Origin of the sequence: Photobacterium obscurum, from assembly GCF_026191635.1 — a bacterium.
Taxonomy (GTDB): Bacteria; Pseudomonadota; Gammaproteobacteria; order Enterobacterales; family Vibrionaceae; genus Photobacterium; species Photobacterium obscurum.
In genome coordinates, this window is the sequence record NZ_JAKRRW010000002.1 from 177,390 (window position 1) to 199,452 (window position 22,063).

General features: G+C 44.9%; 19 protein-coding genes. 8 read left to right on the forward strand and 11 right to left on the reverse strand.

The features are described from left to right. Positions 1–68: 68 nt before the first annotated feature. The gene (torA, locus tag MD588_RS03095; RefSeq protein ID WP_265695362.1) at positions 69–2,600 is read right to left on the reverse strand and encodes a trimethylamine-N-oxide reductase TorA; all 2,532 of its coding nucleotides are present in this window, start codon (positions 2,598–2,600) and stop codon (positions 69–71) included. Positions 2,601–2,681: 81 nt separating this feature from the next. Further along, the gene (gene torC, locus MD588_RS03100; RefSeq protein ID WP_265695363.1) at positions 2,682–3,848 is read right to left on the reverse strand and encodes a pentaheme c-type cytochrome TorC; all 1,167 of its coding nucleotides are present in this window, start codon (positions 3,846–3,848) and stop codon (positions 2,682–2,684) included. A gap of 200 nt (positions 3,849–4,048) precedes the next feature. Between torC and torR the strand changes: the two genes are divergently transcribed. Next, a complete protein-coding gene (gene torR, locus MD588_RS03105; protein WP_265695364.1) occupies positions 4,049–4,762 on the forward strand; it encodes a two-component system response regulator TorR in 714 nt (237 codons plus the stop codon). A 568-nt stretch (positions 4,763–5,330) separates the two neighbouring features. On the opposite strand, the gene panP is transcribed toward torR, so the two are convergent. The 6 genes from panP to MD588_RS03135 form a co-directional block, all read right to left on the reverse strand. After that, complete coding sequence (gene panP / locus MD588_RS03110; RefSeq protein WP_265695365.1) at positions 5,331–6,977, reverse strand: pyridoxal-dependent aspartate 1-decarboxylase PanP; 1,647 nt, start codon at positions 6,975–6,977, stop codon at positions 5,331–5,333. Positions 6,978–7,115: 138 nt separating this feature from the next. Continuing rightward, complete coding sequence (locus tag MD588_RS03115) at positions 7,116–8,096, reverse strand: DUF2860 domain-containing protein (protein WP_265695366.1); 981 nt, start codon at positions 8,094–8,096, stop codon at positions 7,116–7,118. 207 nt (positions 8,097–8,303) lie between these two features. Continuing rightward, positions 8,304–8,816, reverse strand: coding sequence for a hypothetical protein (locus MD588_RS03120; RefSeq protein WP_265695367.1), 513 nt, complete (start codon positions 8,814–8,816; stop codon positions 8,304–8,306). Positions 8,817–9,034: 218 nt separating this feature from the next. After that, positions 9,035–9,136 carry a MetS family NSS transporter small subunit gene (locus MD588_RS03125; RefSeq protein WP_265695369.1) on the reverse strand — a complete coding sequence of 34 codons (102 nt, stop codon included), beginning with the start codon at positions 9,134–9,136 and terminating at the stop codon, positions 9,035–9,037. 2 nt (positions 9,137–9,138) lie between these two features. Further along, complete coding sequence (locus tag MD588_RS03130; RefSeq protein ID WP_265695371.1) at positions 9,139–10,620, reverse strand: sodium-dependent transporter; 1,482 nt, start codon at positions 10,618–10,620, stop codon at positions 9,139–9,141. Positions 10,621–11,009: 389 nt separating this feature from the next. Continuing rightward, entirely contained in the window at positions 11,010–11,612 is a 603-nt protein-coding gene (locus MD588_RS03135) for a hypothetical protein (RefSeq protein ID WP_265695372.1), read from the reverse strand. Positions 11,613–11,756: 144 nt separating this feature from the next. Between MD588_RS03135 and cydH the strand changes: the two genes are divergently transcribed. Beyond that, the gene (cydH, locus tag MD588_RS03140) at positions 11,757–11,846 is read left to right on the forward strand and encodes a cytochrome bd-I oxidase subunit CydH (protein ID WP_265695374.1); all 90 of its coding nucleotides are present in this window, start codon (positions 11,757–11,759) and stop codon (positions 11,844–11,846) included. Positions 11,847–11,951: 105 nt separating this feature from the next. Then, complete coding sequence (locus tag MD588_RS03145) at positions 11,952–13,175, forward strand: patatin-like phospholipase family protein (RefSeq protein ID WP_265695375.1); 1,224 nt, start codon at positions 11,952–11,954, stop codon at positions 13,173–13,175. Positions 13,176–13,237: 62 nt separating this feature from the next. Here the strand turns inward: MD588_RS03145 and MD588_RS03150 are convergent, their stop codons facing one another. Both MD588_RS03150 and MD588_RS03155 read right to left on the reverse strand, forming a co-directional pair. Next, positions 13,238–14,143, reverse strand: coding sequence for a manganese-dependent inorganic pyrophosphatase (locus tag MD588_RS03150; RefSeq protein ID WP_265695376.1), 906 nt, complete (start codon positions 14,141–14,143; stop codon positions 13,238–13,240). Positions 14,144–14,413: 270 nt separating this feature from the next. Beyond that, complete coding sequence (locus MD588_RS03155; RefSeq protein ID WP_265695377.1) at positions 14,414–15,937, reverse strand: EAL domain-containing protein; 1,524 nt, start codon at positions 15,935–15,937, stop codon at positions 14,414–14,416. Between the two features lie 205 nt (positions 15,938–16,142). Here MD588_RS03155 and MD588_RS03160 point away from each other — a divergent pair, with 205 nt between their 5' ends. From MD588_RS03160 to MD588_RS03170, 3 genes are all read left to right on the forward strand, one after another. Further along, complete coding sequence (locus MD588_RS03160) at positions 16,143–17,435, forward strand: alpha/beta fold hydrolase (RefSeq protein ID WP_407676536.1); 1,293 nt, start codon at positions 16,143–16,145, stop codon at positions 17,433–17,435. A gap of 102 nt (positions 17,436–17,537) precedes the next feature. Further along, positions 17,538–17,900, forward strand: a complete 363-nt coding sequence (locus MD588_RS03165) for a hypothetical protein (RefSeq protein WP_265695380.1) — start codon at positions 17,538–17,540, stop codon at positions 17,898–17,900. A gap of 373 nt (positions 17,901–18,273) precedes the next feature. Then, positions 18,274–18,873: a GTP cyclohydrolase II gene (locus tag MD588_RS03170; protein ID WP_265695382.1), complete on the forward strand. Its 600-nt coding sequence runs from the start codon at positions 18,274–18,276 to the stop codon at positions 18,871–18,873. A 131-nt stretch (positions 18,874–19,004) separates the two neighbouring features. Here the strand turns inward: MD588_RS03170 and MD588_RS03175 are convergent, their stop codons facing one another. Further along, positions 19,005–19,382, reverse strand: a complete 378-nt coding sequence (locus tag MD588_RS03175) for a nuclear transport factor 2 family protein (protein ID WP_265695383.1) — start codon at positions 19,380–19,382, stop codon at positions 19,005–19,007. A gap of 106 nt (positions 19,383–19,488) precedes the next feature. Between MD588_RS03175 and MD588_RS03180 the strand changes: the two genes are divergently transcribed. Further along, a complete protein-coding gene (locus MD588_RS03180) occupies positions 19,489–20,400 on the forward strand; it encodes a LysR family transcriptional regulator (protein ID WP_265695387.1) in 912 nt (303 codons plus the stop codon). 306 nt (positions 20,401–20,706) lie between these two features. Further along, on the forward strand, positions 20,707–21,915 hold the full coding sequence (gene emrD / locus MD588_RS03185; RefSeq protein WP_407676533.1) for a multidrug efflux MFS transporter EmrD: 1,209 nt from the start codon (positions 20,707–20,709) through the stop codon (positions 21,913–21,915). Positions 21,916–22,063: the final 148 nt, after the last annotated feature.

The following is a 22,063-nucleotide window of genomic DNA, read 5'->3' on the forward strand; positions in this document are numbered from 1 at the left end:
GAGGCCATTACCTTCATTTACGCTAAATATTGTCAGAGGCAATCGCCTCTGACAATCGGCAGGGTGGCTTATGCCAGATCCATTGCCGGGAATAGCGGGTTGATATCCGTAACTTCTACTGGACCGTTAAAGCCAGTAACCGCAGGAACCTTACCGGTGTATTTCTCGATCTCTACCAGTGCAGAAGCGGCTGATGTTGCCTGAGCCAGTTTTGAAGAGCCGACATCTTGAGTCAGAACGTTTGGATCACCGTAAGTACACATTGTACCTGGCTTGCCACCTTCTAGCGGGCTGTACCATGCACCTTCATGGATACGGCAAACACCTGATTTGTAGTCGTCAGTAACAACGGCACCGGCAAGAACTTCACCACGGTCGTTGAATACACGAACGATATCACCAGACTTGATACCACGCGCTTTCGCATCTTTCGTGCTGACGTATACAGGTTCACGATCTGCAACCGAGTAGGTAGCACGGTGCTCAGTTGACGAACAAAGCTGCGAGTGCAGACGGTGGTTCGGGTGCGTGCTCTGCAGGTTCAACGGGAACTTGTTCGAACGAGGACCGCCATGGCTACGCTCATTCTTCTCGAACCACATTGGGTGACCCTGACAGTCGTCGTAACCCATGTCTGCGATAGTCTTACAGTAAATCTCGATCAGGCCAGACGCTGTACCTAGTGGCTCCAGATCCGGTTCTTTACGGAATGACTCGTGACGTACCCACTCTTTGCCTTCAGGGAACTCGATAAAGCCTTCGCCTTCCCAGAATTTCTTGAAGTTAGGCATACGAACGCCAAGGCCACGGCCCTGCAGACGCGCACCGTTATAGATTTGCTCAATCCATTCCATCTGTGATTTACCACCCGTGAACGCTTCTTCACGGTCGAAACGGCGGCAAAGCTCACGGAAGATATCAAAGTCATCTTTCGCTTCGAACATTGGCTCAACCACTTTTGGAAGTGCGATGATACCTGCGTTCGAGTGGTTACCGTACTGCTCGATGTCGTCACGCTCATGCGTTGTGGTAGCAGGAAGAACGATATCGGCGAAACGACAAGTTGCCGTCCACTGGTGTTCGACAGAAACCACAGTCTCTAGCTTACGCCACGCCTTGATCATCTTGTTACGATCTTGGTGGTGGTGGAACGGGTTGTTACCACAGAAAACAGCCATCTTCATCTCTGGGAACTTCACATCGTGGCCGTTCCACTGGATAGTCTTGCCAGGGTTTTCGATACAGTCAACAAAACGAGCTACTGGGATGTAGGTTGAGTAGCCTTTGAATGAACCATTATGGATTGGGTCAACACCTGTCACACCGCTAAAGCCAGACATTAGTGGGCCGTTTGAAGTCGTTGAACCTGCATCATTGTAGTGCCAACCGAAACCGAAGCCGCCACCTGGTAAGCCGATCTGCCCAAGCATTGCTGCAACAACAACCAGCATCCAAGCGTACTGCTCACCGTGCTGCATGCGCTGTAGACACCAGCCGCCGATGATTTGAGTACGACCAGAAGCCATCTGACGAGCAAGGGCACGAATATCATCTGCCTTGATGCCACAGATTTTTTCAGCCCACTCTGGTGTCTTCTCAACACCGTCTTTGTCACCGGTAAGGTATGGTACAAACTTGTCGAAGCCAGTGGTGTAGTCTGCAATGAAGTCTTTGTTGTACAGGTTCTCGGTATACAGGGTATGCGCGATAGCCAGCATCAATGGTACGTCGGTTTGCGGGTTAACAGGCACCTGCTCGCCACCGACTGCTTTTTGAGTTTCAGAACGAACTGGATCAATGTAGATAACCTTGATTTCGTTGTTCTTCACTTTCTCAGCCAGTTGCTGATAGTAAGCGTATGGGCTGTGATCAGGTACTAGCCAGCCAACCTGTAGGTTTTTAATCGGGTCAGAGCCCCAGATCACGATAGTGTCAGAGTGCTCTAGTACCAGCGGCCAAGAAGTTTGCTGCTCGTAAACTTCCATCGCACCAGCAACGTAAGGAAGAACTACCTGAGCTGCACCTGTTGAGTAGTCACCCATCTTACCTAGGTAAGTACCGTGTAGGCCAAGTGCGCGGCTCATCATGGTGCCCGCAGAGTGTAGTTTACCTACTGACTGCCAGCCGGTGTGGCCACCGTATAGTGCACTTGGGCCATAGGTGTTCTGAACGCGTTCCATCTCGTGATAGAAGAAATCGAGAGCCTGAGACCAAGGCACGCGCACGAAACGGTTGTCACCACGCTGTGACGTATCAGACTTGAAGCCGTGTTTTAGCCAGTCGATACGAACCATCGGGTACTTAACACGAGCTGGGTTGTATACCACCTCACGGACACCGTTGATCATTGTTGTTGGGTGCTGATCTTTTTCAAAAGGAACAGTATCTACCCAAACGCCGTTCTCAACTTTAGCGCGGAAAGCACCCCAGTGAGAGCCAGAAAGTACTTCACCGCTGAAGCTTGCTTTGGTTTCAGCCGCAGCCATTGCTTTGCGTGGTGCAAGCAGGCTTGTACCTACAACAGTCGCTGCACTTGCAGCAAACATTCCAGACAGGAAGCGACGGCGAGAAACGCCTTTATTTAGAATTTGAGTCGCCATAGAGGAAATCCTTAAATTAAAATTCTTTTTCAAAGGGCGGGGTAGGGAGTGATTATATTCATCAGCCCCGCCCATCAGGAATTAGTGTGCGCCAGCGCCGCCAGTGTCTTTACCGTGGTTCTGTAGGTACTTCAGCAGAGTACGCTCTTCCGTTTTGCTCAGACGGTAATAGGCACTCATTGCGTTCAGGCCAGAGATCCAACCGTTGGCTGTGAAGTGCGCTGGGTCTGGAGCTGCATGACAGGCATTGCAAGTTGCACCGTACATGTCTTCTGCGTAGTTCCAGATAGGCTTAATGTTGTCAATCATGTCTTCAGCAGTGATCCATGCTTCAACAGAAACGTGCTGCCAAACGATGTCAGTCGCGCTGTCAGTTTGTTCTTCGATTAGCTGTTCAGTCGCTTTAACATCACCACGGATAGTTGCCTTAAATACACGTTTACCCATGTACTCAGTCATCACACGGCCTTTGCCTGCTTTTTCCAACCAACCGTCAACCTTGATTTTCAGCATGTTGTCTTTACGTTCAAGAACGATAACTTCAGACGCCGGTAGCAGCTTGCCTTCAGCCTTAGCATTGGCATCAGCAGTCGCATACATGTCCTTTTCGCCTAGAGAGTAAAGCGTTTCTGAAGTTGCGCCTTGGCTCTTAGCCGTTGACTGAAGCTCTTCGAAATCTTTCTGGAAGCCGCCAGCCATGTTAGGAAGCTCGTGGGCAATACCTTTGTGACATTCGATACAGTTCATGTCGGCAGCAGCAGCTTTTTTCATTTCCATCGCCGCTTTTGCAGATTGTTTGCTGTGATCCATATCATCGTAAGAGTGACAGCTCTTACAAGTTTTGGATTTCTGGCTGCTCATACGATCCCACACGGTTTGTGCCATGTGCAGGCGGTTGTCTTCGAACTTTTCTGGGGTATCAATTTTGCCAGTTACGAAGTGGTGATAGAGATCTTTCGCGGCTTCAAGTTTGCGGAATACTTTACCAGGGAAGTCTTTAGGCTGGTGACAGTCAACACAGATTGCTTGAACACCAGAAGCATTTTTAAAGTGAACAGTTTCTTTGTATTCTTCGTAGTTCTGTTCCATGGTGTGGCAAGAGGTACAGAATTCGATAGTCGAAGTGACTTCAAAGCCTTTGTGGACAACAAATGTGCCCGCAAGCGTGATACCGATACCGACTAATACCAACGCAAGAATTGGATACTTGCTGCTTGGTTTAATCAACTTTTGCCAAAGTTTTTTCATAGTGGAAGATTCCATTAAAGTATGAATGTCACCGTAAACTACGGTGACGTATAAATTTTTATGGTTTAATCTTAATTCCACGATATGAATAAGGATAAGGGTGGGGATTAACAGGATTGTCGGCTTTATGACAAATTGTTAATAACCGTCTATTGTGCTACGTTTTTAAAGACTGCCCAGATATAAATAAAGAGATAAAAATGAGTCATCACGTACTTGTTGTAGAAGATGAAATTGTTACCCGAACTAAGCTTGTTGGGTATTTTGAAAATGAGGGTTATAAGGTCAGCCAGGCCGAGAGCGGTGATCAAATGCGTGAGATCATGGCTAGTGAAAAAATCGATCTGGTAATGCTGGATATTAACTTGCCAGGTGAAGATGGCCTGTTACTAACCCGCGAACTTCGAAGCCGCTCTGAAGTCGGTATCATTTTGGTTACCGGACGTACTGACAGCATTGATCGAATCGTCGGCCTTGAGATGGGCGCGGATGATTATGTAACTAAGCCCTTTGAACTAAGAGAATTGTTAGTTCGAGTGAAAAACTTGTTGTGGCGCATGTCTTTAGTAGAAAAAGCACGTGATGAAACCATGGTCGAATTGCAGGAAGACAGCATTATTCGCTTTGGTGATTGGCAGTTTGATATCAATAAGCGAGCGCTTACCCGTAACGGTGTTCCAGTTAAGTTAACTAAGGCTGAATATGAGCTTCTAGTGGCTTTTTCATCCCATCCTAACGTCGTGCTAAGCCGTGAACGCATTCTGAATATGCTGAGCCATCGAGTGGAAGCACCTAACGATCGGACCATTGATGTACTGATCAGAAGAATGCGTTCGAAGATGGAATTGGACCCTAAAAACCCACAGATTTTTGTCACTGTCCATGGTGAAGGATATATGTTTGCCGGTGATTGATGTTTTAAGTGGCTGATGGCTTTTTGCACATTTTGACCATTATTCTAGCCTGAAATATTTTGTAATAAATGGGCCGGTATACACAGTATATCGGCTTTTTTTTGCATCTAAGATCGGCGTTTTTATTGATCTAAATCAAGTTGTGTTAATTGTTGTTAACAAGTTAACCGCGAGATAACCCACACTTTATAGGTCTATTGGATGACTGGTGTACAATATATACGCAAAAGCAATGTTTAATTCGCACTTTTTTAAAATAAAAATATATGTAACAGCGGAAAAGATACCTTATATTTCAGTCTTTATTTTCTAATAAGACTGAATTTTGATAATAAAAACAGGCTTTGAAGTTTGATTGCTTATTTTCTGTGCGGTGGTGTGGTTGTTTTTTGAACGTGGTATCGTTTTTTTTAAAAAAATAGCCTGGCTATAGCCAGGCTATTTGCTGAAAGCTGGAGAATATAACTATATATTTGACTGTTATATTGTCTACCATTTTGTAATTTAAGCCATTTTGGCATTAAGGCTTTGGTAAGGAATGCGCCAAACACATGCCAATCAATCTCGATTATTCGCCTAATATACGTTTTGTGAGCGCATTAATTTTAGGGAAACTCAGTTCGCTTTCTTTTGCTAAATCCTTCTGTTCACGCAAGACATCTTTAAGGATGCTTTCGGTTGTCAAAGGGTTGGCCAATACTACTCTGAATACTGTCGTAATTTTCCGCCCCCATTTCTCCGGGGTGAGCCGTGTTCGAGATACAAACGACTTACCGGATTCACGCTGCCTTTTCTGAATGAATTTAGTCAGGTCATCAATGGCATCAAGTAGCTCTGCTCTTTGCTCAGCAGTAGCAATATCCAGCGCACGCTGCGTTGCTTCAGGAACAAAACGGTAAGTAAGCAGACAGAGTTCAGGCTCAGAAATCAGCTCAAAGTCAGGGTGATCTTTGATCAGCTGCGCAAAGAACTTGGCATTTTCAATACTGTTATTGATGAGCATTTCATAGCCCGGACGGCTAATAATGTTCATACTTGCAAACAGCAGCATTGCCATACCACTACGCGAACCTTCCAATGTATGGCTTCCTAAATCTTTAGAGCCTTTCCGTAGGATATATTCGGCATGATGTTCGATGGCTGTCATGTGGGCTGGGTTTTTGAATATCACCATACCGGCGCCCATCGGCACATAGAGTTGCTTGTGAGCATCAATGGTCACTGAGTCAGCACGCTCGATCCCTTTCAAGAGCGGGCGATACTTGTTCGACATTAGTGTCGCGCCACCCCAAGCAGCATCGACATGAAAATGGCAATCATGCTGCTCGGCAATATCGGCAAGCTCGTCTAACGGATCGATATTGCCCGTTTCGGTTGTTCCGGCAACGCCAATAATCGCAATTGGCTTAATATTGCGAGCTTTAAGTGAATCAAGGGTATTGTTTAGTTCGTCAACACAGACACGGTTATTATCATCCGTCTTGATCGGAATAACGCACTCGCGCCCAATACCAAGAACATCGGCTGCTTTTTTAAGCGAGTAGTGTCCGCGCTCTGAAACCAGTACAGCGAGATCTTCATAGCCATAATGTTTCATGGCACGGAACAGTCCTTCCTGGGCGACACCACGGAATTCACCATCAGGTTTGAGCACATTATTTCGAGCAACCCAAAGGGCTGTAATATTGGCGATCGTGCCACCAGAGCAAAATGCGCCCAGTGAGTGGTCTGCACTATGCATCCAGCGCTGGTAGAACTGGTCGTTCTCATTGTAGATCAGGTTATGCAGCATCCCCAGTACCTGACGTTCAAGCGGGGTGAATGCTTTTGAAGTCTCGATTTTAACCAAATTCTGGTTCAAGCCGATCATGATCTTCGATAAAGGCATTAAAAAATACGGTAATGCCGATGTCATGTGGCCAATGAAGCTAGGCGCAGAGGTGTGTACCGACTGGGCAACGAGTTTATCCAGTAGGAAATGGGTATGCTCTGAAACGAAACTGGGATTTTCCGGAATATCTGCAGATGAAAAATCCTTTTCAATTTCAGCAAGAGGTTTTTCCCGGGCAGCAATGTGCGTTTGAAGAAACGCATTGAGATTCTCCGAGATTTCTTTCTCTATTCGCCCTAAGGTCGAATCGGGTGCTTCCGGCACCGTAAATATGCGATGCAGCGACTCTACGGAAGCATCGGCTTTTCTGTTATCCACTGCCATATTAGGTTGATACTTTAGGTGAAAGTTGGCAAATTGTTGCTAATTTAATGCAATTTGCGGTGGTTGTCCCGAAATATTTGATTTCAATAATCAGCCGAACAGTTGAGTATTCGTTTGGATTGGAGAATCACCGTCTGCTTAAAACTTATAGTTGATACCAGCACTGATAAGCAACGAATCCTCATCATAGAAGTTAATGTTTGAATTACTTTCATTATAACCGGCAAGTGATACGAGCCCCCAGTTCTCCCAACCAAAGGGTTTACGATATTCATAGGCGAGGAATACACCCCAGCGATTATCTTTTTGGCGCTGGTCAAAAACGGGGTTGGTTTCGTCAAATTCTGCAATATCGTAACTGAGTGTCAGGGCTAGGCTCGAACTGGGTAGCCGCTGAATAACCCCTAATTCAGCGCCGTATGTATCATTTGCCATTGCTCCTCCATCGGCATTAAGCCGAGTGTAGCTGATAGCACTTCGTAGAATTTGATCGCGATTGATAGGCTTGAAATAGCTTAACTGAGAGAAAAGAATATTTCCTTCGCGTTTAAGCAAAGCTTGGTCTTCTGGGGTGAACTGTTGCTGACCACTCTTTTCATCCTCGATATCAAGCTTGCCGCCAGATAGCTCAATGGAGAAGTTAGAACCTAGTATTCGGTCATACTGTAGACGCAGCCCTTTTATTTTACTGTCTGTTTCTTCGCGTTTCTGGTTAACAGCGAGTGGGTCTTCCCACGTCGAGCTCGACATAAGGCCTGGTACATAACTAATACTGAGCATTCCTTTTTCTGGGAGGCGCTGCCGATAACCTAATTCGACATGGAAACGTCCTAAGGCAACATCAGAACGACTGGTACCAAAGTAGATCTGCTTGTCTGCCTGATCCGAGGTATAGCTAATCGTCCCTAATGGGGAGGCAATGAATTTACTCTCGGAATCGCCGCTCTTGTTGAGGTCTGTGGTGACGTCATTATCCGTATTGAATTGAGATGAGGTTTTTGTATAACCCGTTAATAGTGATATATCTCCACCGAGCCCCGGCGTCCACCCTATATTGGGCGCAGCCTGCGCTGTCGATGACACTACGCACGTCAATAGGCACAGTTTAAAAAGATTCATTTTTGTTCCTTGGAAAAACCATAATTATTTTAAGGCTATGACTTTAAAATAAAAAAGATACTTGGGTATAGGATACGTAAAGTCAGTGAAAGGTTAAATATCTGATGTTAATTGATGTTTGATAAATGCTCGACTTTGTGGGCTGTCAGCAATGGGACAGGGCATAACACCGGGATGGTGAGCACATCCCGGCGCCATTGTGTTTGCTTACTTGCAGTCGATAGCAGCAATTGCTGTCATCTTCTCATTATAGGCATTAAGTGGCTTATCAATATTACCCGGGTGAGTCAGTAGCTCTGCAAATGCACTACGTAGTTCATAATTCTGCGGGTGGGGTTTACTTTGGCGATCATTGAAAGATTTCTTCGCAAACTGTCCGAGCTCGTTGTCTTGCTGAGACAGGGCTTTAACATCTTGCTGAGTTAACTTCAGCCAAGATTCAACGGGTTGGGTAAGGTCAAGCTCGTCTTTGTCATTTGCTAGGTACCAGTCAACCGCTTCACGGTTCAACTCAAAATGGTGTTTGCGGCCATCAAGAAACCATTGCCCGACTTCTTTAAGGCTTTCATCTTTTTTTACGGCTAAATCGACGAGGCTCTGATACCAAGATAGAGATGCATCGACATACTGATGATATTTATCACTTTCACAACTTGTGGATGCAGCCAGTACCGACGTTGGGAGTAGCGCGAGAGAGAGTATAATAGCAGATAGCTTCATTGCCTTTCCTTGAGTACGACTTTTGTTAATTATAATTACTGAGTTCGTGTGATTGTAACGATATGATAGAGATAAGGAAAAGGATTCTTTATGGGAATGAATCACTGCTAACAAAGTTTTAGTCTGAGGCTTGTTTTTACCGTGATCTACCTGGAGTATGGAAATAAAAGAGGCTCTAATGAGCCTCTTTAATATGTGTTACTTGTTACTTGTTACTGCTATTTGCCTTGCTTTTTCATGGCGACAGAGATGCAGTAAGCTGCTCCCCCCCAAGTGATACCAAAGCCAAACAGCATCATGATAATTGCACCGAATGTCATAATTATGCCTCCTGATGTGTTTGTGGTTTCGACGTTAGGTTGATGATGACGGCAACGACGAACATTGCAGCAACCAGTCCCCAACCAAGTAGCAGCAAGTCAGACATTGCGTAGCCACCGTAACCATCATTAAATGTGTTTACTAGGTTTGTCCCTAAGATGACCGCAAGCATTGCCGGGCTTAGGAAACGGATACAGATTTCAAACCATTTACCAATACTGAACTCGGAGATGTTATTAACATAGCTACGTATATCCGCCACTTTAAATAGCCAGCCAATAACGATTAGTTCAATTAGGCAACTGGTTAATAGCGCCACGTTGTTGATGAAGTAATCCACCAGGTCTAGCAGTAGTAAGCCACCGTTGGTTGCGAATGCCATCGAAACGACGAAGCCTACACCACACACCACAGAAGAAGCTTTTTTACGTGTCCAGTTCAGTTTGTCTATTACTGCCGACGTAACGGCTTCGATAATTGAGATGTGTGAACTTAAGCCGGCTACAACCAATGCCAGGAAGAACAGTGGTCCAAGAATATACGGTGCCGGAAGTAAGTTGATGGCGGCCGGTATGGTCACAAAGGCCAGACCTACACCGGCGGATACAACTTCTGTCAGGGGTTTGGCTTGTTCTTGCGCCATATAACCCAGTACACCGAAGATCAGTACACCAGCAGTGATAGAGAAACCACAGTTAATCAATACTGTCATGAATGCGTTGTTATTGATGTCAGATTTCTCTGGCAGATAGCTTGAGTAGGCAATCATGATGGCAAAGCCGACACTTAGCGTGAAGAAGATTTGACCATAGGCTGCTGACCATACTTTCGCATCTAAAATTTTGCTGAAATCTGGTTGGAATAGGTAGTTAAGGCCGTCCAGTGCGCCAGGCAGGAAGACGATACGGGTGATTAAACCAATGACCATTAGGAACAGCAACGGCATCATGATTTTACTGGCTCGTTCGATACCGCCCTTGACGCCGGTAAAGATTGCCGCAAAAGTGATCGCCCAAGCGATGGCCATCGGAATTGCAATGTGCATTTGCAGGCTACCAAGCTTAGTCGGTGAGTTTTCACCAAGCTGTAGGTACTCTCCGAAGAAGAAACCGTTGGTATCACTTCCCCAGCTCTGGGTAAATGAATAGCTAAGATAGGAAATTGCCCAGCCGATAACCGCGACGTAGTATACGGCGATGATTGCAGCAATAAATACTTGGAACCAACCAAGCCATTCAAGCTTACCGCCCATTTTTGAAAAAGCACGTGGTGCAGCACCACGTAGTTTATGACCTAGGCTGAACTCCATAATCATAAATGGAATACCAGCAGTTAGCATGGCGAAAAGGTATGGAATAAAAAATGCGCCGCCGCCGTTCTCGTAGGCCATATACGGGAAACGCCAAATGTTCCCCAGACCGATTGCTGACCCTACTGCCGCTAGGATAAACCCTGCGCGAGAGCCCCATTGTTCGCGTTTCATAAACATCTCCTTATGTACTGCAATTCTCTATGAAACAAATCGTTATGAGATTTTTCTTCTGAATTCTTACTTCCTGAAACGTAGAATCTGGATTGATTAACCACGTTAATGAGTTGAGATTAACCAGAGTCAAAATGTAAAGCAATAGACTGTAACTTTGTTAACGGTGTGGTGTGTTGGTGTTAACTTTTGTGTTAAGAGAGTTGCGCTTGTACAAACAAGAGAGGAGGCGATTGTTATCTAGAGGAATTCACTGGATGCTGGCTTTTGGGTAGGGGGAAATATTATTTTCAATAGCTGATGATTGTGACTGTTAAATCATCAAATTACAGAGATTAGAGGTAGTAAGATGATAAAAGGCCAGATAAACCGGCCTTTAGAATAAATGCTCAAAAGGAAAAGCTAATACCTATATTTGTTTGGAACTGACTGAGCCATTCTGAATCAATACGGATACGGCAGCTTTCATTTCCCGTAGGAAGGTTACAAATTGCTGAGTTGTCGCTGTCTACGAGATTGGCCAACCAGCGCCCCTCAAATACAATTCGGGTATTGTTGCTGATTTTATATTCTGCTCCGCCAAATAATCCGGCTGAAAAAAACATGTCGTCATCGGTCCAGTCTGCGTCAACAATAGTGGTGCCAATACTGGCCCCGAAGAAGGTATCTCCCTGGGAGAAAGTGTTGAAGCGAAGGGAGCTCTGAAAATGAACGTAGGTAAAAGAACTGTCACCTTCAATATCTTCGACTTCGTTAGGCTGGTGGCTGACGAATAACCCGACTCGTCCAGCATCCATGTCAGTATCAAGCCCGATAGCAAAGTGTTGATCATCTTCAATCGATACCTTAATACCATCTTCGTCACTTATATCGTTTGAAAAGCTATAACCAATATAGGGTGTTAGGTAAAAAGTGTTACTGGCAATGACAGGGGTTGAAACGAAGGTGGCCAGGGTGGTGCCAATGAGAGTTGCAATTATCGGGAGCTTCATTGTTCGACTCTATTCCTTTGATCCAATGTATGTCTAATTGTGACAGCAATCTGAAATTGATGCTTTTTTAATAGTCAGAATCTTGAAGTGCCCCTAAACTAAGGTTAAAGCAATGTTAAAATAATAGCGAATGGGAGACTAAAGATGGAGTTTGATTTAAAGCTGGCTATTTTTGCTACAGCTGTTGCAATGACAGTGATACTGAGCTTCGGCGTTATCTCAGTTACTGCGTAAGTTATTAATTAATACTGGGGATTTTGATGGGTATTGCGTTTTGCTTAAGCTAGGGATGGTATACTGCCGACAGTGAGTTTTCGTATTCTTTGTTGTGAGTAGACTATGATGAATCATTTGCCGTTTAGTTTAAGTGAACATGATTTACAATTAGTTAATACTTTTTCAACACGGCTTGTTGGTGCCAGAAAGAAAAAAATTGCTTTGGTCGTACAAGGTGGAGGACAGCGAGGAATATTTACTGCAGGGGTTTTCGACGCGTTCCTAGAGGCCGGATTTGATCCCTTCGAGCTTTATGTTGGTACCTCTGCGGGAGCCTTGAACCTTTCTTCTTATATCAGCCGTCAGCCTCAGTTTGGTTATAACTTTATTGTTAATTACACCACAGATAACGAATTTTTTAACCTCTATAAATATCTGAGCAAGCAAAAGCCCATGAATCTTGACTGGGCACTGCAAACCGTTGCGCCCGGTGGTTCACTACAGTTAGATTTGGAAACAGCAAGAGATGTACTTCAGCATCGGGCTGCACTGGCTTGTGCCACGCGCAAGGATACGCTCCAGGATATTTATTTACCAATGTACCAAAAAGACTGGCGCGAAGTATTACGTGCAACCTGTGCGATCCCAATTATCTACAATCAGCCTGTGAACTTACGTGATCTCGAATGGGTTGATGGTGGTGTTAGCGCTGCGGTGCCTGTCAAAGAGGCCTGGTTACGTGGTGCCGACTTGGTGGTTGTTGTTCGTACCGAACCGATCCAGAGTTTGGCTGAAGAGGCGGGGGTTTTTTATGATTGGCGGGATAAAATTGAGACAGCATTGCCCGAGTACATTGAAAAGCTAAGTCTGAATCAGTCATTAGACAGAGTCAAAGCAATTCACGGTGAGTTAACCCAACGGCTTGAGCAGTGGAAACTGATGTGGAACGAGAAGCCGACGGATGAGCCTGGACTACAACCACCAAATTTAGTCGAGATTGATGTTGATAAAGGTACGCCCAAAGAGAGTAGCTGGCGGTTCTTGTCCGCCGATAATATAGAGCGTTTCCTATCTATCACGGGTAAAGGCAAGAGTACCGAAGTACTAGAAATGCTTAACTGTTATTATCAAACACATAGTAAGGCTAATAGCTTTCTGCTTAATCCGCCTGGTGGCCTGAAGGTCATTCAAATTGCACCTGAGCGTTCGCTAAAAAGTCGGGCATTACTCAGTGACAAAGATGATTTGGAAATTGATTACCGGGAAGGGAAGGTTGTCGGCCGACAGTTTGTTGAACATTTTTCCGAAATACTTAATGAAACTACAAGGCTAGGATCTAAACGCTAGAAGGCTTTGGAATAAAAAAGGAACGCATTGCGTTCCTTTTTTGCTTTCTCAGAGGGGATTGCTTACGCAAGTACCGTCTGTAGCCATGGCCAGCCTTGTTTCTTACGGCTTAGCGTGTTTTCCATCATTAGAGCGCCATCTTTAGCATGTGCGTCTAGTGCAGCGTTCCACTCGCCTTTGTATAGTAGGCGTGTGGTGCTAGTGGTGATGTCTGTAAGCATAAGCGCAGCCATTGCAAGGCCTTCTTCGTCGCAACGACGCTGTAGGTCTGCATTTAGCTCGTCGATGATGCCATCTACTTGCTCTAGTGTTGCAAGTTCGATTTGACCCACAACAACGTTACGCTCGTTGAATGGGTATGCTTTTAGATCTTTTTCAACAAGCTCTGCGGCTGTCAGACCTTCGATGTCTGTTTTTGCAATTAGAAGCTCTTTGATGAACAGGTCTAGATCTTCTACACCAGCAAGAGGTGCAAGTTCAGCAACAGCGTCTTTATCTTTTTGAGTACAAGTCGGAGAAGCGAAGCCAACCGTATCACTTAGAATTGCAGACATCATTAGAGTTGCAAGTTCACGAGTGATTTCAGTGTTTTCCATCTTGAACAGGTTGAACATGATGGTACAAGTACAACCAACTGGCCAGATCCACGCTTCAAGCGGGTTAACTGTCATCACATCACCTAGGCGGTGGTGATCAACAATACCTACGATTTCGGCGTCAGCAATATCGTCAGGAGCCTGAGCTAGATCAGTGTAGTCAACCAACCATACTTTTTCGCCAGCAACGCCCATACACATTTCTGGTTGATCAACACCAGCAGTTTTTAGGATGTGTTGGGTTTCGCGGTTAAGTTCGCCTTGACGAACCGCTTTAGCCTCTAGGCCACGTGCTTTAAGAAGCTCTGCACCAACTAGTGCTGAACAGATGCTATCGCTATCAGGGTTTTTGTGCCCAACTACTTGAATCATGTTGTTTCCTTTACTGCGTCGAGTACAGCGTACATGCTGTAAGACTGAATAAAATAGATCTGCCTGAGAGCAAAGCTCAAAATCAGTTCAGAAATAATAAACTGGGCAATTTTAGAGCTTTTAAAATAAATAACAATTGAAGTTGCGCAAAAAAGGTGAGGTTGCTTAAATCCGCACCTAATTTTCGAGGTTATTTGCCTTTCAGTGGATTGATCTTGTTTTTAATTTTCACTGAATTACGCCTTTGCTGCTGAAACTGTGCCCTAAAGCTTAGTGTGGATCGCGAGCACTCAAGTAAAACTCACAGAGTTCGGCGAACGGCATTGGCTTGGCAAAGAAATACCCCTGCATCAAGTAGACTCCCTTGCTATGAAGGTAATCCACTTGTTCCTGGGTTTCGACACCTTCCGCTATTAGTTTCAAACCCGCATTTTGACCAAATACGATGATTGAGTTGAGAATCTTACTCTTAACATCGTCGGTACCGATGGTCTCGACGAACATCTTGTCAATTTTGAGCGTATCGATTGGAAGTTCTTGTAAGTAGCTGAAACCGCCATAGCCCGTGCCGGCATCGTCAAGTTTGATATCTATTCCCCGATGCTTTAATCGGTTAATAACGGCATTGGCTTTTTTAAGGTTGGTGAATGGCGTCCGTTCGGTTACTTCCAAGGCAATGCTGTTGGGCGAAATATCGAAGTTATCCATAATGGTAAACACTTGCTCTGCAAAGTCATTGTCTTCGAGTTGTTTGGGTATGACATTCAGGCTGACGTAGAAATGCGTTTCGGTTGTTGGTAACTCCTTGAGCTGATCTGCTACGTAGTTCAACAGGTAGTAGGTCAGTTCTATGATCTGACCATTATGTTCGGCAATCGGAATAAACTGGTTTGGCGCAATAATCTCACCGCTGCTTTTTTGCCATCGAACAAGAATTTCGCAGCATTCCACGCGCTGCTTCTCCGTATTAATGATTGGCTGATAATAGGGAACAAATTCATTGTCCTTGAGCCCTTGTGCGATCAAGTCTTTCAGTGTTCTGTTGGGAGTACGGCGCAGACCAATAATCAGGCAGACGGAAAGCCATATCGAACCGAGAAATAGCTGGACAAAAAATAAATCTGACTGCGATGTGAATCGAATACCACGGTCGGTTGCGTATATATGGACAATATATTTACTGCTGAATTTCTTCGATCCTATGTGCTGGTAGTTTTGTGAGGGATCCCGGGGGTAGAGCGGGATGAAGGCTCCTTCATTTTCAAGTCCCATTGCGATACAGTCCTTACAGGTTTCACTTTCAGTGAAAATATGCTGAAACGGCTCTGTAATGGCTATCAAGGTTGTATCCGGCATGTAAAGGGACAGTTTCATCCGGTGGTTGAAGTAGGGCTCGACTTTATAGCTATTCATTCGGTAGCTGTTATCAACAATGGAATCGGTTTCATCTTGTTCTTTGATTAAGCTGATACCATGGCCATAGATTGAGCAGTTAGCTTCTTTACTTTGTATTTCAACCAGTTGGATTACTGTTGATTGCTCTATTGTATCTCTTAGATAGGCAAGGTCATCCTCATTACAGGTGAAGGACAGGCGCTCGACCAAGTTATCGATTTCGGTACCAATTTTCAGGTAGCGGCCTTGATAGAAGGAATACAGGTTATCTAATCGAACTGATACATCATGCTTGAATAGCAGGCTGCTTAAAGGCTGAGATGATAATGCAATAAGCGAAATGCCCAGCAAAAAGAGAGTGAACGGTAATTTCCATCGCAACCAGAGAGATGTATTCATAGCTGAATTCTTAACTTTTAGTTATGAGGCCTAGCAAAGCTATAGGTGGCTTGAATGATTGAATATACCATTTAGCGATTTATGGGCTTTATTATACTGTGCGGTGATGGTAGGTGAGTACGGCTTTATTCTCAAGTTACTTGTTTATATGTAAGATGCGGGTGATTAAATAACAATGAAAATAAAGATCAAAGGGAAAGATAGAGTGCAGCCTAATTATTACATCGAAAATATGTTGTGCCGACAGCATCATTTTCTCTTACCGCTTGATTATGGAAATCAGGAAGGCGAGCAAATTACAGTATTTGCCCGAGAAGTGGTACTGAAAGAGAAGCAGAATGATGATCTGCCATGGTTGGTATACCTCCAGGGTGGGCCGGGGTTTCCTTCCCCTCGTCCTGATGCCAATAGTGGCTGGCTAAAACGTGCGCTGCAGCAGTACCGAGTATTATTGCTTGACCAGCGGGGAACGGGTAATAGCCAAGTCGTGAATGCCCAAACCTTGGCTGATAAGAACGTTGAAGAACAAGTTGAATACCTTACCCATTTCCGGGCTGACAATATTGTTCGTGATGCCGAAGCGATTCGTGAGGAGTTAGGAGTCGAAAAGTGGGCGCTGCTTGGGCAAAGCTTTGGTGGCTTTTGTGCATTGCACTATCTGTCATATTATCCGGCTAGCCTATCAAGAGCCTATATCACAGGTGGAATACCGTCGTTAACTCGACAAGCCGATGAAGTCTACCGAGCAACTTACCAGCGGGTGATGGACAAGAATAAGAAGTTCTTCACTGAGTTCCCACAGGCGCAGTTGATGTGTAATCACATTGCAGAGCACTTAATCAATAATGATGTAAGGCTGCCAAACGGACAGCGTTTTACCGTAGAGCAATTCCAGCTGCTTGGCATTAACCTGGGGCGCAGTGGTGCAAATAGCGCGATGTATTATTTGCTTGAAGGTGCCTTTGTTCAGGTTGGAGGCAAGGAGCAACTCAGTTACAGTTTCTTAAACTCGATGCTGGCAGAGCAGTCTTATCAGACCAATCCGATTTACGCTATATTGCATGAATCCATCTATTGTCAGGGAGCGGCTTCTAACTGGGCGGCTCATCGTGTTCGTGCAGAATACTCGCAGTACCAGTTTGAGGTTGGTACGGACTTTTGCTTTACCGGTGAGATGGTCTATCCATGGATGTTTGAACAGCTAGAGTGTCTGAAACCGTTAAAAGAAGCGGCGGAAATACTTGCTGAGAAGACAGACTGGCCACAACTCTATAACCCTGAACAGCTGGCAAAAAATACCGTACCTTTTGTTGCTGCAGTGTATGTGGAAGATATGTATGTAGAGTTTGATTTTAGCAGTGAGACTTTAGCCCAGGTGGCGAACTCTCGCGCCTGGATGACGAATGAGTACGAGCATAACGGCTTACGTGCAGATGGTGAGCGTATTCTTGATAAGCTTATTTCGCTGGCTGATGAACTTGAACAGCAAGGCGAGTAGTACAGGCTCTAACTACTTGTGGTTCCTGCTAATAATTATCGGCTGGTAATTTACAGCTTAAAGTTGTATTCATATTGCAACTTTAAGCTGTGGGGCAATGAAATGAAGAATAAAACAGGCTCTTTTAGTGTTGTAGGTTTACTGCTTCCCGTAGTGCTCAGCTTCTGGCTGCTGGCTGCGCATTTTTTGCGCGTCGGGGATATGGCCTGGTTCTTTGGCTTGGTTATTTTCCCACTATTGTTGCTAGTTAAGCATCCCATCACTGTTCGTGTTATCCAGTTTTGTCTTGTTGCAGTGGCGGGTACCTGGGGACTGGTTACCTACCAGATGCTGATGGAAAGAATGATAATGGGAGCAGACTGGCAAAGGCTGACGATAATTATGGGGGGAGTGATTTGTTTTACCCTACTTTCGGCCTGTTCCTTCCTGCACTCGCGCCTAGAAAAGCACTACGGTGTGAAATAAAAAATTAGGGATATATCAATTAGTTCTGAGCTAAGCCTATTTATTCAATATTTGAAACTGTTAGCATAATGAGTTGATAAATTAATTGTTATAATATAACAATTACAAGGTTGGTCGTGGCTGATATAAAAGTCACAATCCGGTTGCTATCACAGCAAGTAGGTGTTGTAGTGCTGTTTTAGTGCAATAATTTTAGATATCATCTAAGCATTAAAGAGGAATGTTCAATATCTAATCAAGTACTTTAGAATCAAGGTATTATGATTATTGAGCATTTAGTAAAGGTTATCTGCTTTTATGGGCTAGCGTCAGCTGAGTCGTCAGTTAGTCCTTGTCTTCCCATAATAGCCAATCAGAAGTACTTAGGAACAACATGGTTAATGTAAGGGCGCGAGTGCCTTTTAAAGTCGGCTTGAATAGTGATATAGCGGCAGATCTACTTTCTTTCAATGGGCTTGAGTCAGGCAAAGAGCATGTAGCCCTCATTTTTCAGGACGCAGATAAACAGTCTTTACCTCCACTGGTTCGCATGCACTCCGAATGCCTTACTGGTGACGTATTCCATTCATCTCGCTGTGATTGTGGTGAGCAACTCGATGAAACTCTGGTCAAAATGGGTGAGCAGGGTGGTGTATTACTTTACTTGCGTCAGGAAGGGCGTGGTATTGGCTTGTACAACAAAATTGATGCTTATGAGCTGCAAAGCCAGGGAATGAACACCTATGAGGCGAATAATCACCTAGGTTTCGGCGATGATTTACGAGACTTTACTGAAGCCGCTCAGATGTTAAAAGCTCTGGGTATTACTGCGATCCGCCTGATCACCAATAACCCTAAAAAGATTAATGAGCTTGAAGCGCTGGGCATTACGATCACTGAAGTAGTAGGAACCAAAGCGCACGTTAAGGAAGGTAATGAAAGTTATCTGAAAACAAAAGCGAGCCGCGGTAAGCACCGGTTTAATTTTGACTAGGCTTAATGGTTTCTATACTGAAAACCCCGCTCAAGCGGGGTTTTTCTTTATTGGGCATTTATATCAATTCGCATAAGTATTTGAGTGCTTAACTGCGTAATGATCTGAACACTTACTTATCCCGATTGGTATTACCTTTCACCCAGTACTTCAAAATCATCATACGCTAGCTTGGCCGTTCCATCAGGCTGGAGCATCCAGTGTTCTTCATGGACGACACCAAAGGCCTTATTCATTGTCCACTCAGAGCGAAGAATGAAGCAATTGTCGTCTTTCAGCTCCCAGGTCGTGTTCTGGTAAGCGACATCGCGATAACCTGAATCGATAATCTGCTGCCAAAAAGCCTGAATTTCCTCTGTGCCAGTGAAAGTACCGAATGGTCTGGCATGCATGATTGCATCATCGGTGTATTGGGCTGAACAGCCTGTTGCATCCTGTTGATTAAAAGCACTTTTCCATTTCGTAATACCATTTTTGAAAGCAACGGGCACTTGAGAAGAAAGAATCATTGGTTGTCCTGTCATGTTTTTTATTGGTGAAACAAGGATAAAAAACATATTGGGTGGGAAAAACCGATTAATATGTAAATACTGTTTGATAAAACTGAACAATACTATGAATTATCTTCGCCATATGGCTGTGTTTGCCAAAGTCGTAGAATGCGGCTCAATAAGCGCTGCAGCAGAATCGTTGAGCTTGTCGAAGTCGGTGATCAGCCAGCATCTAAAAGTGCTTGAGCAGGAACTCGGGATCATGCTGCTGAAACGAACGACCCGCAGGCAAACCCTGACGCCTGCAGGGACTGCATTTTATGAAAAGTGTCAGCAAATGAACCAACTGGCTCAGGAAGCTTGGGAAGGGGCGAGGGAAAGTCAACTTACCCCAACTGGAGCAATAACCATAACTGCTCCTCATGCACTGATGGGGAGCATTGTTGCGCCGGCTATCGGTGAATTAGTCTCCGTATATCCAGCCATTATTCCCCATTTGGTCGCGGACGACGGCAGGATAGACATTATCGAACACGGTATTGATTTTGCTGTTAGGGTGGGAGAGTCGCCTTCAAGCAGCTATCGACAGCGCCGGATTGGCCAGTTTCGGGATGTATTGTGTGGGTCACCTGGCTATATTAGCCAACTGGATGAAACGCTTGCCTATTCTGCTGACTTGTCCGAAAGATTAAGTCAGTGCGACTATGTAGCCAATGTCTGGCAGGGGAAATATGTAATCCACCACCTTTATCATCAATCAAAGACAGAGCCTATTACTTTGATGATGCATCCTACCCGTTTCGCTGATTCATTACCGACAACCCAGGCACTCATTGAAGCTGGAGCTGGCTTAGGGATTGTTCCTGAGTTTATTTTTCATCAACGGGAGCAGGCTGGATTGCTGAAAGAGGCTGTGCCGGGGAGCTACCTTGCTCCGACATCGGTTTACGCTATGCATGCATTTAATAATTCTATGCCACTGTTGGTTCGACTTTGTATTGATGCGATTGAGTCGAGGCTTTCGACACCGGTCTGAGCATTAATCGTATCATCGTCAGCCAGCCAGTTGTTAATTAAGTAAAATTCGGCTTTCTTCCATTAGTTTTACTAATCCAAATCATAATAAAGTTTCGTGCTGCGTGGCACGCTAACTTCTTGCCTGATAATGGTTTCCCGATTACTATCATCGCACACAAAACAGAGCTTGAATCTAAGTGCCTCCGATAACTGAGTATTAATTGCCGTCAGTTACTTTGACTTGGTGTTTTGTGCTGCTATTTGGCGATTTTTCTAAATATTCGGCAAATATTCTTTATTTAATTCTGTGATGAGGGCAAAGGTTGTGGCTCAACAATCTTCTTCTGCTAATATGGCAAAGCTGTTATTTTTAATAATCATTCTGGCTGCTGTCGGTCAAATGACGCAAACTATGTATGTGCCATCGATTCCTGCGATGTCAGAGTTTTTTGCGGTTGAGTCTTCGTACCTTCAGGCGGTAATGGCAGCGTACCTGATCCCTTATGGCCTATCTCAGTTCATCTATGGCCCGTTATCAGATCGAATTGGGCGCCGTCCGGTGATCATTATCGGTATGGTGATTTTCTTGGTTGGCACAATGGCTGCACTGCTAGCCCCTTCGTTTGAATGGTTTTTGATTGCAAGTTTCGTTCAGGGGTTGGGTACAGGCTGTAGTGGCGCTATGTGTCGTACCGTGACACGTGACTGTTACGATGGCGCTGATTTACACCGTGCAAATAGCCTCGTTAGTATGGGGGTGATCTTTTCGCCGCTGATTGCCCCTGTGCTGGGCGGTTACTTGTCAGCGACATTTGACTGGAATGCAAGCTATATCTTTCTCTTGGTGTTTGGTTCGATTGTGACGCTGGCAATGATGTTTCTGTTTTCTGAAACCTTGCCTGTCGAGAGCCGTCGTGCGGAAAGGGTGTGGGTAAGCTACCGTTATGTGCTGGGTAACCGTCGTTTTCAAGGCTATGTACTTTGTCTGGTTGCAACCTTTGCGGGTATTGCAGTATTTGAAGCCGCTGCTGGTGTTTTATTGGGGAGTGTGCTTAAGCTGGACCCTAAAACGGTGAGCTGGTTGTTTGTACTACCTTTGCCTGGTTATCTCGCAGGCTCTTGGCTGTCATCATCATTGGTTAAGCAGCTAGGCAATACTCGCGTGATGTATTTAGGGATGCTGGCAATTATCATTGGCGCGTTGGCCATACTCATTCCAGGCATGGCAGGTTTGGTGACTGTTAGCTCATTAATAGGTGGTGCTTTCATTTATTTTATTGGTGCGGGTATCTTATTCCCGGCAGCAACAACGGCAGCGATTCAGCCATTTCCGCATCATGCCGGTACTGCGGGAGCCGTTCTTGGCGGGCTTCAGAACCTTGGTGCGGGCTTGGCAACATTGGCAGCTTCACTGATGCGAGCTGAAGACCAATACAGCTTAGGTGTTGTGATGACTGTTATGGCCGTGCTGGTGGTCGTCAGTCTGCTATGGGTACGTCACAGCCACCAACAAGATACACCTGTTCTTGCATAGTCATAGCGTATTGCTTGTTATACCAATCGGGATAAGTAAGTGTTCAGATAATTGCGCAGGGAAAGTCACCTAAGACAAGAAAGGGTTTGCAGTAACTAGTGGTTCTAATTACAAAAAAACTAACGCAGTAATAGGTGATTTTAACCAG

What these genes read in the sequence shown, in the direction of transcription:
- MD588_RS03120 (WP_265695367.1), bottom strand. Translation starts at nt 8,816, where the DNA reads ATGAAGCTATCTGCTATTATACTCTCTCTCGCGCTACTCCCAACGTCG.
- cydH (WP_265695374.1), top strand. Translation starts at nt 11,757, where the DNA reads ATGGAGTTTGATTTAAAGCTGGCTATTTTTGCTACAGCTGTTGCAATG.
- MD588_RS03165 (WP_265695380.1), top strand. Translation starts at nt 17,538, where the DNA reads ATGAAGAATAAAACAGGCTCTTTTAGTGTTGTAGGTTTACTGCTTCCC.
- MD588_RS03175 (WP_265695383.1), bottom strand. Translation starts at nt 19,382, where the DNA reads ATGATTCTTTCTTCTCAAGTGCCCGTTGCTTTCAAAAATGGTATTACG.
- torC (WP_265695363.1), bottom strand. Translation starts at nt 3,848, where the DNA reads ATGAAAAAACTTTGGCAAAAGTTGATTAAACCAAGCAGCAAGTATCCA.
- MD588_RS03170 (WP_265695382.1), top strand. Translation starts at nt 18,274, where the DNA reads ATGGTTAATGTAAGGGCGCGAGTGCCTTTTAAAGTCGGCTTGAATAGT.
- MD588_RS03155 (WP_265695377.1), bottom strand. Translation starts at nt 15,937, where the DNA reads ATGAATACATCTCTCTGGTTGCGATGGAAATTACCGTTCACTCTCTTT.
- MD588_RS03180 (WP_265695387.1), top strand. Translation starts at nt 19,489, where the DNA reads ATGAATTATCTTCGCCATATGGCTGTGTTTGCCAAAGTCGTAGAATGC.
- panP (WP_265695365.1), bottom strand. Translation starts at nt 6,977, where the DNA reads ATGGCAGTGGATAACAGAAAAGCCGATGCTTCCGTAGAGTCGCTGCAT.
- torR (WP_265695364.1), top strand. Translation starts at nt 4,049, where the DNA reads ATGAGTCATCACGTACTTGTTGTAGAAGATGAAATTGTTACCCGAACT.
- torA (WP_265695362.1), bottom strand. Translation starts at nt 2,600, where the DNA reads ATGGCGACTCAAATTCTAAATAAAGGCGTTTCTCGCCGTCGCTTCCTG.
- MD588_RS03135 (WP_265695372.1), bottom strand. Translation starts at nt 11,612, where the DNA reads ATGAAGCTCCCGATAATTGCAACTCTCATTGGCACCACCCTGGCCACC.
- MD588_RS03150 (WP_265695376.1), bottom strand. Translation starts at nt 14,143, where the DNA reads ATGATTCAAGTAGTTGGGCACAAAAACCCTGATAGCGATAGCATCTGT.
- MD588_RS03115 (WP_265695366.1), bottom strand. Translation starts at nt 8,096, where the DNA reads ATGAATCTTTTTAAACTGTGCCTATTGACGTGCGTAGTGTCATCGACA.
- MD588_RS03145 (WP_265695375.1), top strand. Translation starts at nt 11,952, where the DNA reads ATGATGAATCATTTGCCGTTTAGTTTAAGTGAACATGATTTACAATTA.
- MD588_RS03130 (WP_265695371.1), bottom strand. Translation starts at nt 10,620, where the DNA reads ATGAAACGCGAACAATGGGGCTCTCGCGCAGGGTTTATCCTAGCGGCA.
- MD588_RS03125 (WP_265695369.1), bottom strand. Translation starts at nt 9,136, where the DNA reads ATGACATTCGGTGCAATTATCATGATGCTGTTTGGCTTTGGTATCACT.